Consider the following 11,388-nt stretch of genomic DNA (forward strand, 5'->3'; position numbering starts at 1 on the left):
CCATCGAGCAGCTTCAGCTGCTCCTCCGGCGTGTCGCCCAGGGCATTGCCGCCCAAGGCCACTACCACGCGCTTGCCGTCCAGTTCCTTCTGAAGCATAGGTGCCTCCTGTTCGTTGACTGCTTTGACCATAGAGCAAAACCCGACAGCGACAGCGGCACGCGGCACGATCGCTCCTGGATGGTTACCAAAACAGGACTGACCCTCGGAAGCGCCCCGCGCCCTCGCCCCGCCTCCTTCTTCTGGGGGCGAGGGCGCGGGCTTTTCTGTTCCGTTGTATACTGGGGCCGTCAAACGATCGAGCCCAAGGAGGCGCCCATGGAGCGTATTGCCAGCTTTTGCGTGGACCACAATGTTCTGGAGCCCGGCGTGTACGTATCACGTAGCGACGCGGACCGTGCCACTGGCTGCGTGACCACCACTTTCGATTTGCGCATGACCGCGCCGAATCGCGAACCGGTGATGGACACCGCCGCCGTGCATGCCCTGGAGCATTTGGGGGCCACCTTCCTGCGCAACGACGCCGAATGGGCCGACGACGTCATCTATTTCGGCCCCATGGGCTGCCGCACGGGCTTCTACCTGGTGGTCTTCGGCGAGCACACGCCCGAAGACGTGGCCCCGCTGGTCACACGCCTGTTCGAGTTCGCTCGCGACTTCGAGGGCGAGATTCCCGGCGCCAAGCCCGAGGAGTGCGGCAACTACCACGATTCCGACCTGGCCCAGGCCCAGTGGTGGGCCCGTCGCTACGTGGCCGACACCCTCAGTCAACTCGACGAGGCCCACACCACCTATCCCGCCCTGCTGAGCTAGACGCGTCATGACGGTATACGGCATCATCGGCGCCATGGACGTCGAGGTTGAGCTCTTGCGCGCCGCCCTTGTCGATCCTGCGAACACCACGGTAGCGGGACGCTTGTTCACACGCGGGCAGCTGGACGGTGTGCCCTGCGTGGTGGTCCAGTGCGGAGTGGGCATGGTCAACGCTGCCGCCTGCACCCAGGCGCTCATCGACCACTTCGCCGTGGATTGCGTTATCAACACCGGCGTGGCAGGCTCCTTGGACGCCTCCATCGACATTGGCGATGTGGTAGTGGCCACCGACGTGGTGAACTGGGCCATGGACGTGCAGAACCTGGGCTATGCCCCGGGCCAGACCCCGGGCATGGAGCAAACGGTCTTTGCCGCCGACCCCGCGCTGGCTGACGCTGCCGTCGCCGCGGCTCAAGCCGGAGACGTGCGCGCCCACCGCGGACCCATTGCCTCGGCCGACAAGTTCGTGCGCGACGAGGAAGACAAGGCCTTCATCGCCCGGACCTTCAGCGCCCGCTGCTGCGAGATGGAGGGCGCCGCCATCGCCCAGGTGTGCGCGGTAAACCGCCTCCCCTTCGCCATTGTGCGCGCCATCTCGGACAAGGCCGACGGATCGGTGGCGGTGGACTACCCCGTCTTCGAGGCCCAAGCGGCCCGCGATTGCGCTGCCCTGACCCAGGCCATCATAGCTCTCCTGGCCGCCCCGGCACACGCTACCGACCATCGCTAAACCACGAGGCCCGGTAGCGTGCCTATACTCGCCTCTAGGAAGGGAGGGCGGCAAGCATAGGCGCGCTACCGGGCCTCAGACAGAAATTCTAAGCCACGCAAGGAGTGTGCTCTTCGTACTCGAGGAGCAGGGATTCCAACATGCGCATGTCCCAATTGACGAACATCCACAGCATCTGAGCCAGTTGCTGATAGACGCCTGGCCTGCTGCAAGTTCTCATGTCCTCAGCATAAAGACCCAACCAACGCAGCAGATGCTCGCCCATGAAGCAAACCTGGGCGTCATGCAGCTCTGCATCAAACCCTCCATCACGCCAAGAAGCAAGACTCTTCTCAGCCAGAGCGTGCATGAAATCCAACTCATAGGTGAGCGTATCGTCTGGTTCTACCGCACGCTCATCCGTGCCAAAGCCCCAGCGCGCATACGCCCGCCGCACCGATAGCGTATGCTTAGAGAGAAACGACCCCTCGCTGTCGCGATAGTACGATTCGCTCGGAGGAGCCTCCAGTCTTCCGGGGCCCAGAAAAAGCGCCGTATAGTCGTCTCTCATGGCGCTCAACGCCTCTGACGGAGATACGGCGTAACGCTCGGCAAGCTTATCGAGTTCCGTCAGGTAATTCTTGAGCGCACCGCATCCTGCCTCACTCTCAGGGACAACGGAAAGCAAGACCCTGCTCTCCTCCGCTGTCAGCACTTGGATAAGCGCATCATTGGGCTCGCAGCCCAATGCACGGTGAAACAGTGCATACAGGGCTTCTCGGGTAGACAGAAGCAACTCGACGTCCTCCCTTTTCACCTTGCTCATGAAAAACCTCCTAGAAACATGGCGACGCCCGTAGAGCGCCGCCATCTAACTTGCAGCTAGACCCGCGATGAATGCCTTGCCTACAGGCTCTTCTCGACGGGCTCCCCGTTCAACGCGCTTTCACGGGATCGAATGAGAGTCGAAGGCTCGGTATGGGAAGCCTCTGGAATAAAGGGCAGCTCGCGCACCAAGCCGCTGCCGTACTTCGCCTCAAGCTCCTCAACGTCACCGAAATCCAGAGCACGCGTCCAGCACGTGGCCACACAGGCAGGCTTCTCCCCCGCCTGGCGCAAACCGATGCAGGCGTCGCACTTGCGCGCGATGCCCGCCTCCTCGATGAACGTTGGAACCGAGTAGGGGCAGCTCTTCACACATGACTGGCACCCGATGCACTCATCGTCATTGTGCTGCACCGTGCCGCCGTCAGCGTCATCGATATACATGGCCCCCGTCGGGCAATTTGCCACACAGGCCGGGCTCGAGCAGTGGTTGCATGCAGCTGAATGGTGGAAACGGTCGGCCGTGGGATACACGCCCGTCTCATAGGTGACCACCCGACGGAACAAGACGCCAATGTCCAGATCATTCTTATCCTTGCAGGCAACCTGGCACGACCGGCAGCCACAGCACGAGGCGTTGTCGAAATAAAAGCCGTACTTAGCCATGGGAAATTCCTCCTCTACACTTCGGGGGTGGTGACGGTAAGCTCATGGTAGGGAGCAAGGGGCTCTCCGTCGTATTTTTCGAAATTGATGAGCGTGGTGTTGTAGCCCGTCAGCGGGAAAGTGCCGCGTGAGTGACCTATGAGCACATTCTCGTTGCCGCCGCGATCAATCCCGCTTTCTTCGTCGAAGTCGACCCATCCGCCATGGGGCAACGACACACATCCCGGCATGATGCAGTTCGAAACGCTGGCGATGCGCAAGACCTTGCCGTTATCGTTGTAGAACAGAACGGTATCGCCGTCTTTAATACCCTTCTCTTCGGCATCCTGGGCGTTAATGAAGCCCGGGCTGATAAACGCCTCGCGCACTTGCTTCATCTGCGTCAGATCGTTATGGCAACGACCGATGTAATGGGGGGTGAACATCTGGAACGGATACTCCCCCTTCGTCTTGGTCTCCCAATCGGCGAACGAACTTTCGTAGCCGCTGTGGGCTGGATAGTACGTCGGATAGGGCTTGATTACGCGATCCATGAACCCGATCGCATTGAACTTGTCTGCCTTTACCTGGCAGTACACCTCTTGCTTGCCGCTCTCCGACTGACGGGGGTTGTTTTCGGGATCCTCGCGGAACTCTGCGTAGCCGATGTAGCCGTAATTGTCGTCGTCGGACAGCTCGACCTGATATGAGCCTTTGTCTATAAGCTCCTGCAAGCCGATCTTCCCCTCTTGCTCGGGCCACTCGGCGCCCCACGCAGCAGCATCTTCCTTGGTGATGGTCACGAGAGGCGACACTGTTACTCCGTCGGGCTCGAGAATCGTCGCGCCGGCGAGGGTGTAGAAGTAGCGCTCCTTTTCATCGCACGGGAAATACGCCATCGGATCGATGCCAAGACGAGTCATGAGATCCTTCACGATATCCTGATCGAGACGCGTCTCGTACATTGGCTCCATGACGCGCGAGGGAACCTTGAAGCACTCGCGGTCACCGCCGCTTGCGCCCACATAGCGCTCCCACTTGCTGGGCACGGGAAGGATGATGTCGGAGTACTTCGCTGCCGTGGAGAACACATAATCAATGGTCACGACGAAATCGACTTTTCGCAGCACCTCAACCTGGGTGCCCACATCCGGCAGCTTCTCTGCGCCATGGAAGTCATACCAAACCATATGGATATCTATATCTCGCCATTCACCCGGAACGAGCGTGTCCAACGTTCCGGCAGACGAAGCCGTGTTGCCGCAATAGTGGTACTTGCCATCTAAAACCGACTGCCAGATATTGTGAGCAGGAATAGCCTCGTCAATAGGGTTGGGCGTGAAGGTGGAAATGGGCGATCCGTCCGCCTTGGTTCCACCCCCATTAATGAGATAGGGGCCCTCATTGCCGGCCATGAGCAGGTAGGCGCCCAGGCCGCACGAGTGGCCGGACTTGCCGTAATGGCCGCCCATAGCACCAATGGTCATAAGAAGCTGGTGGAAATCTTCCGAGTCGTTCGTGCGCCCAGCGGCATAGCTGAAGTGAATCGAAACCTTGCGGTCCTTGCGAATGGTGTTCGCATACCATTCGATGTCCTCAACCGGCGTTCCGCAGATCTCTGTCGCCCATTCCGGCGTTTTCGGGATTCCATCGTATTTGCCCATGACGTAATCTGCAAAGTTCTCGTCGATGGTTGCGTTTTCGGGCATGTTGCCATCGTAGAAGCCGATGGTGCAGCGGTCGATATAGTCCCAATCGATAATCGGATTTGCCTCTGGGTCGTCGTTGGTCAGCATGACGTACGCCACCGCGAGCAAGAAGGCGCAGTCGGTGCCAGGACGAACGCGAATCCAGCGGGCCTGCAGCGTAGAAGCCGTCACATTGTAGTCAGGGCCAACGTAGATAATCTCGGCACCAGCATTCTTCGCCTGCATATACCAATAAGTAGGGTTGCCGGCCGCTGCCCATGAGGGATTGCAGCCATACAACACGATAGTTTCGGAGTTGAGCAGATCGCGACGGTCATTCACCGTCATGCCGCCAAACGCACTGCCGGCATTGTAGGTGAAACCTGTGCCGATCGTCAGCGGCCCCAGCGCGAAAGAGCCGCACGAAGCCGTATCCTGGATGTAGCAGAAACCGCCGAGGGCGTTAAGCAGATGATACGACTCATTCGCCCCGCCGTAGCCCGCATGCAGCATCGAGCGAGGGCCGTAGTTTTCGTAAAGCTTGCGCAACTCCTCGGCCACATAGTCAAGCGCCTCGTCCCAGGAAATGCGCTCCCACTCGTCCACGCCGCGCTTCTCGCCATTCGGATTATCCGGACTCCACCCCTTGCGTTTCATGGGATATTTCAGACGATGGGGGCCGAGTACGTTATGCCTCATCGATCGCCCACGCGCGCAGCCGCGACGCTGCGGATACTCGGGGCTATCCTCATGAGTATCATCGGTCTTCTGGCGCAGGGGAACGCCATCCACCACATAGACCTTGTTCACACAAGGGCCGCCGCCGCAACCTTTGTTGTTGCACTCGCAAGATATCCACGTTCCTTGCTCTTCCGTAGAAGCAAGCGGCACTTCATCAGCCGTCTGCTGCAGACTGGGTGCGCACCCGGCTAAGGAGACCGAGGCGGAAACAGCCGCGATAGACCCAAGCAGCGTTCGTCGATCAACCGCCGCTTCGCCGATATTTTTCAGAAACCCATCCATGCAAACCTCCTCTTCTGACTGAACAGACAAGAGGCATTATCAAGGCCCCATCGCTTCCCCTCTGCGCAAATAAACGGTTGCGCAATTCAGAGATTTTTCCCTATACTTGCCCCATTGATCGCCAATTAAGATTTCTTATCGCATCCAGGAGGACGACATGGAACTGAAACACCTCGAGGAGTTCCTCCTCCTAGCGCAAGTTAACAACTTCCATCGTGCTGCCGAGAAGCTTTTCATCACTCAACCCACGCTCAGCAATCACATCCGATCGCTTGAAAATGAATTAGGCTTTGAACTCATCGACCGCTCCAATGGCAATGGGCTTACTCAGGCGGGCGCCATATTCTATTGGGATGCAACTAAGGCAATCGACATCCTTAACGACAGCATCGAGCAGTGCGCCCGAGTGGCAAACTCCGAGATCGACGAGAAACGCGACGTTCTAAAAATCGTTGCCAACCCTCTCTACGATTATCGTCAGCAACTCCAAGAACAAGTCGCCAAGATGAACCCCGCTCTTTCCGCCGAATTTATCGACTACGACCTCAAGCGCCCGGTTCTGGCCCCCTTGATCAACGGCGAGGTGGACTTAATCGCCATCTACGACGTACCCGAAATACGTAAAGAGGCCGCCAGGCACGGGCTGCTATGCCAGACGCACGGCGTAGAGCACTTTGCCGTGTTTTTCTCCAAAGAAAACCCTATCGCCCTGCACGAGCTAACTCGAGGAAGCGTTGCAAGCGCAACCATCGCCGAGCACAAACAGTTCGCGCTCGGCCCCTGGAAAACAGCAATTTGCGATATGCTCGGACCCGAAACGACCCTCTGCATACTTGACGATACCCCGAATAACGAGACCTGGGAGGGCGACATTGACAATCATCTTGTCGTCGGCACCATCCCCTCAACCGTTGCCCTTTGTAAGCGAAATCCCATGCTCGCCTACCAAACAACCATCGACGGACAACCCATCACCCACAGCATGATGCTCGTCTACGATCCCCAAACAGCAACCAAATCCCTCGAGAACCTTATTCAAGATTTCTGTCGATCCTAGACCAAAGCAGTCGGACGTGCTTCGCGCTCACCGATCTTCTGAGGCAAACTTTTCTCTCTCTGCTCGCAAAGCCCCGCGTTTCGGCGTTCGGCCCTGGGTGCGCCCCTTGGCCACTCCATCGAGACGCGGGGCTTTCTTTTCTCGCTTTGACGGCGGTAGTTTACGAATTCCAAACAATTTTTGCGCTGCGCACTATATAATGGCAGCAATACCGTTCGACCTGCAGGTTTTCTCCTTCAGGGCCGTAGCAAACGACCGTTATCCGGATAGGGGGACTGACCAATGAGCAGTGCCGAAACTCGGCGCCAAACGCGCAACCTTATCATCGCCGCTCTGGTAGCCGTCGCCGTACTGATCGGCTCGCTGTTCCTGTTCACCAATGCGAACACCGATCGCATTGTGGCCCAGAACAGCCAATACCTGGAAAGCTCCAGCGGCCAGACGGCCCGTCGGGTGGACGACGTCTTCACCACCTCGCTGCGCACGGTGCAAACGGCGGCCAGCATCTACGAGAGCACGCTGACCAACGGCACCGTCGATCCTGAAGAGGCGGTGAACGTCCTCGATCTTTCGCAGTTCGACCACACCTTCTTCATCACCCCCGACGGCATTGCCTACAACCGCGACGGCCGCACCGCCGAGGCCTTCGACCGCTACTACTACACCGCGGGCATTGCCGGCGAGAGCGGCATGTGCTTCATCGACAACGCCATCTTCGACGGCCAGAACGTCGTCGCCTTCTTCGCCCCGGTGCATTACGAGGACCAGGTGGCCGGCGTCATGGTGTCGGTGTATCGCGAGGACACGCTCACCGAGCTGATGACGACGCAGTTCTACGGTGACTCCACCCCCACCTACCTGTGCCTGCCCGACGGCACCATCATCTCCCAGGCGCCCGCCACAGAGGACGAGCCCACCAACATCGACGAGGTATTCTCCTCTCACGAGCTGGACGGCATCACCTTGAGCGACCTGGACAGCGACATTGCCAGCGGCAACACGGCCAGCTTCACCTACCGCACCCCCGAGGGCGTGGGCAACACCTACATGATGAAGCTGCCCTCCTACGACTGGGTGCTGGTACGCTCCTTCCCCGCCTCCATCACCAACGGCATGATCTCCAAGGCCAATATTTCCGGCACCATTGTCATTGCCGGCGTGCTGATTGCCGCCGCCGTGGTGGTGGGCGTGCTCATGGCCCAGGCGCGCCGCAAGAACATCGAGCTTCTGCTGGAGCGCCAGGAAGCCACGCGCATCATCGACGCTTCCACCAACCTGTTCAACAGTCTGGTTTCCGTGGACTTGGTCCACGGCACCTACGAGTACCTGAAAAACGAGGACAACCAGGAGCTGCTGCCCTCCCGCGGCACCTACGACCAGCTGTGCACCTACCTGAAGAACGTCAGCGCCTCCGACGCCGAGGACAACCAGCTGGTGCTCCTGGACACCGAAGCCGTGAAGGCGGCCCTGGCCCCGGGCACGCCCTTCATCCAGCAAGACTGGAAGGTGAACCATGGCGGCGAGGTGCGCTGGCACCAGGTATCCACCTTGAGCCTGGCTCGCAACGCCGCCGGCGAGCCCACCGATGTGCTGGTCACGGTACAGGACGTCACCGACGCGAAGGAGCAGGAGATTGCCTCACGCCAGGCCCTGGAGGACGCGTTCCAGGCTGCCGAGCACGCCTCTCAAGCCAAGAGCGACTTCCTGAACTCCATGTCCCACGACATTCGCACCCCCATGAACTCCATCATGGGCCTTACCGCCATTGCCGGCATGCACGTGAACGATCCGGAGCGCGTGCGCGAGTGCCTGGGCAACATCACCTCGGCCAGCAAGCACCTGCTGGGCCTCATCAACGAAGTGCTGGACATGGCGAAGATCGAGTCGGGCACCATCGGCCTGTCCGAAGAGCCCTTCGACCTGCCCGAGTCCATCGAGAACCTCATCACCATCATGAACCCGCAGATTGCGGCGAAGGGCCAGATCCTGGACGTGCAGCTGGTGGACATCAAGCACGAGCACGTCATCGGCGACCCCACGCGCCTGCAGCAGGTGTTCGTGAACATCATGGGCAACTCCATCAAGTTCACTCCCGAGGGCGGCACCATCGGCCTGCGCATCACCGAGCTGCAAAGCCGCATTCCCGGCAGCGGCTGCTACGAGTTCGTGTTCAGCGACACGGGCTGCGGCATGAGCCCCGAGTTCCTGAAAACGGTGTTCGACCCGTTCACCCGCGCCAACGACTCCCGCACCACCAAGGTGGAGGGCACGGGCCTGGGCATGGCCATCGTGAAGAGCGTGGTCACGCTGATGAGCGGCAGCATCGACGTGGCCTCCGTGGAGGGCGAGGGCACCACCTTCACTGTGGTGGTGCACCTGAAGCTGCGCGACGGCGAGCGCGAGGACCTGTCGGATCTTGAGGGCATCCGCGTGCTGGTGGTGGACGACGACCCGGTGGCCTGCGAGGGCGCCTGCATCCTGCTGGACGACATCGGCATGCGCTCGGCCTACGAGCTGTCGGGTCAGGCGGGCATCGACGCCGTGGTCACCGCCGACACGAGCCAGGACCCCTTCCGCGCCGTTATCCTGGACTGGCGCATGCCCGAAATGAGCGGCCTGGAGGCGGCCAAGCGCATTCGCGAGGTCACTGGCGAGAACGTGCCCATCATCATCCTGTCGGCCTACGACTGGTCCATGATCGAGCAGGAAGCGCGCGAGGTGGGCGTGGATGCGTTCATTTCCAAGCCGCTGTTCCGCAGCCGCCTCGTGCAGGTGATGAAGGAGCTGCTCACCGGCGAGGTGAAGACGATCATCGACGAGAAGGCCATGCTCGAGGGGCTCACCTACGAGGGGCGCCGCGTGCTGCTGACCGAGGACAACATGATGGCCGCCGCCATCGCCGAGGAGCTTATCGGCATGACCGGCGCCGAGGTGGAGCACGCCGAGAACGGCAAGCTGGCGCTGGATATGCTGCTCGAGCGCGACCCAGGCTACTACGACATCGTGCTCATGGACATTCAGATGCCGGTGATGAACGGCTACGAGGCCGCCACGGCCATCCGCGCCGAGGCGGGCGGCCGCCCCGATTTGGGCGACATTCCCATTGTGGCGCTTTCCGCCGACGCCTTCGCCGAGGACATCCGCCACGCCCACGCCTCGGGCATGAACGACCATATGTCGAAGCCGCTGGAAATTGAGACGCTGGTGCGCATGCTCCAGAAGTGGATGAAGTAGGGGGCGCGCGCCCAAGGCGGGGGCGCCCCGCTCCCCTTCGCCAACAAGGTGGCAACGGACTTCTGACGTTCGTTGCCACCTTTCTGTTTCACCTGCGGCAACGGGTCTACCATGGATCCTATGAGCAAGCAGCAACATACCTCGGCCGCCCCTGCGTCCCGCGACGAGGGGGGCCTCCACGGCTGGCGCCTGCTGGCGGTATTCCTCGGGCTGGCCATCGGCATGTTCGTCAGCTCGCTTTCCGAGACCATCGCCTCTACGGCCCTGCCCACCATTGTGGGCGATTTGGGCGGCGTGGAAATCATGCAGTGGGTATCGACCACCTACATTCTGGCGTCCACCGTGGTCATGCCGTTCTACGGGCGCATGGGCGACCGCATCGGCCGCAAGCACCTGCTGGTAGCCGCACTGGGGCTCTACGGCGCCGGCAAGTTCATCTGCGGCATCACGCCGAATATGGCCGGCCTCATCCTCGGCCGCGCGGTGTCGGGCGTGGGCGGCGGCGGGCTGGTCATTCTCTCCCAGGCCATTCTCGCCGACGTGGTGTCGGCGCGCGCCCGCGGCAAGTACATGGGGGCCATCGGCGCGGTGTTCGCCGTGTCCAACGTGCTGGGGCCCGTGCTCGGCGGCTGGTTCGTGCAGGTGACGGGCTGGCGCATGATCTTCTGGTTCACCATTCCGCTGGCCATTATCGCCATGATCGTCACCGGCATCTTCATCCCACGCGACGCCCACCGCCGCGCCGGCGAGAAGACCGACGTGTGGGGCATCGTGTTCTCGAGCACTTTCGTGGTGGCCCTCGTGCTCGCCTGCTCGTGGGGCGGCGACACCTACCCCTGGCTCTCCTGGCAGATTCTGGGGCTCTTCGGCCTGGCCGCAGCGTGCTTCGCCGCCTTCATCGTGGCCGAGAAGCGCGCCACCTCCCCGGTGCTGCCGCTGTCGCTGTGGAAGAACCGCAACTTCACGCTGTGCACCCTGTGCGGCATGCTCATCTACGGCTGCTTCGACGGCATGGTGAACTATATGCCCACCTACCTGCAGATCGTCGACCACGAGACGCCGGAAATCGCCGGCCTCATGATGATTCCCATGATGGCGGGCACCCTCATCACCACCACCGCCACCGGCTTCATCGCCAGCCGCACCGGGCGGGTGAAGTGGATGCCCATCGCCATGGGCGCGGTCACCGCCGGCGGCTTCTTCCTGATGACGACGCTGAGCGCCGCTTCGCCCGCCTGGCTTATCATGGCGTTCTTCTTCGTGGTGGGCTTCGGGCTGGGCACGGGCTCGCAAATTCTCGTGCTTATCGTGCAGAACGAGTTTCCCCACGCCATGGTGGGCACCGCCACGGCCGGCAACAACTTCTACCGGCAAATCGGTTCCACCCTGGGCACC

Annotated in this window: 8 protein-coding genes; 5 read left to right on the forward strand and 3 right to left on the reverse strand. The window is 60.8% G+C overall.

Going from position 1 to position 11,388, the window contains the following annotated elements:
* The first annotated feature begins 317 nt into the window (after positions 1-317).
* On the forward strand, positions 318-812 hold the full coding sequence (locus QZ307_RS09460) for an S-ribosylhomocysteine lyase (RefSeq protein ID WP_295999173.1): 495 nt from the start codon (positions 318-320) through the stop codon (positions 810-812).
* A gap of 7 nt (positions 813-819) precedes the next feature.
* The gene (locus QZ307_RS09465) at positions 820-1,542 is read left to right on the forward strand and encodes a 5'-methylthioadenosine/adenosylhomocysteine nucleosidase (RefSeq protein ID WP_295999176.1); all 723 of its coding nucleotides are present in this window, start codon (positions 820-822) and stop codon (positions 1,540-1,542) included.
* 88 nt (positions 1,543-1,630) lie between these two features.
* Here QZ307_RS09465 and QZ307_RS09470 read toward each other — a convergent pair whose 3' ends face one another.
* The 3 genes from QZ307_RS09470 to QZ307_RS09480 all read right to left on the reverse strand — a co-directional run bounded on the left by QZ307_RS09470 (position 1,631) and on the right by QZ307_RS09480 (position 5,702).
* Positions 1,631-2,347: a molecular chaperone gene (locus tag QZ307_RS09470; protein ID WP_295999178.1), complete on the reverse strand. Its 717-nt coding sequence runs from the start codon at positions 2,345-2,347 to the stop codon at positions 1,631-1,633.
* Positions 2,348-2,427: 80 nt separating this feature from the next.
* Positions 2,428-3,012: a 4Fe-4S dicluster domain-containing protein gene (locus QZ307_RS09475; RefSeq protein ID WP_295999181.1), complete on the reverse strand. Its 585-nt coding sequence runs from the start codon at positions 3,010-3,012 to the stop codon at positions 2,428-2,430.
* A 14-nt stretch (positions 3,013-3,026) separates the two neighbouring features.
* Positions 3,027-5,702, reverse strand: coding sequence for a molybdopterin-dependent oxidoreductase (locus QZ307_RS09480; protein ID WP_295999186.1), 2,676 nt, complete (start codon positions 5,700-5,702; stop codon positions 3,027-3,029).
* A gap of 157 nt (positions 5,703-5,859) precedes the next feature.
* Here QZ307_RS09480 and QZ307_RS09485 point away from each other — a divergent pair, with 157 nt between their 5' ends.
* From QZ307_RS09485 to QZ307_RS09495, 3 genes are all read left to right on the forward strand, one after another.
* Complete coding sequence (locus tag QZ307_RS09485; protein WP_295999189.1) at positions 5,860-6,759, forward strand: LysR family transcriptional regulator; 900 nt, start codon at positions 5,860-5,862, stop codon at positions 6,757-6,759.
* 282 nt (positions 6,760-7,041) lie between these two features.
* The gene (locus QZ307_RS09490) at positions 7,042-9,993 is read left to right on the forward strand and encodes a response regulator (protein ID WP_295999192.1); all 2,952 of its coding nucleotides are present in this window, start codon (positions 7,042-7,044) and stop codon (positions 9,991-9,993) included.
* Positions 9,994-10,113: 120 nt separating this feature from the next.
* Positions 10,114-11,388: MFS transporter (locus QZ307_RS09495; protein WP_295999195.1), on the forward strand; the 1,275-nt coding region annotated here is incomplete at its 3' end.

Origin of the sequence: uncultured Adlercreutzia sp. (assembly GCA_910585575.1) — a bacterium.
Taxonomy (GTDB): domain Bacteria; phylum Actinomycetota; class Coriobacteriia; order Coriobacteriales; family Eggerthellaceae; genus Adlercreutzia.

Excerpts from the sequence above, each read along its gene's own strand:
- QZ307_RS09460 (WP_295999173.1), top strand. The coding sequence starts at position 318 with ATGGAGCGTATTGCCAGCTTTTGCGTGGACCACAATGTTCTGGAGCCC.
- QZ307_RS09485 (WP_295999189.1), top strand. The coding sequence starts at position 5,860 with ATGGAACTGAAACACCTCGAGGAGTTCCTCCTCCTAGCGCAAGTTAAC.
- QZ307_RS09480 (WP_295999186.1), bottom strand. The coding sequence starts at position 5,702 with ATGGATGGGTTTCTGAAAAATATCGGCGAAGCGGCGGTTGATCGACGA.
- QZ307_RS09490 (WP_295999192.1), top strand. The coding sequence starts at position 7,042 with ATGAGCAGTGCCGAAACTCGGCGCCAAACGCGCAACCTTATCATCGCC.
- QZ307_RS09475 (WP_295999181.1), bottom strand. The coding sequence starts at position 3,012 with ATGGCTAAGTACGGCTTTTATTTCGACAACGCCTCGTGCTGTGGCTGC.
- QZ307_RS09470 (WP_295999178.1), bottom strand. The coding sequence starts at position 2,347 with ATGAGCAAGGTGAAAAGGGAGGACGTCGAGTTGCTTCTGTCTACCCGA.
- QZ307_RS09465 (WP_295999176.1), top strand. The coding sequence starts at position 820 with ATGACGGTATACGGCATCATCGGCGCCATGGACGTCGAGGTTGAGCTC.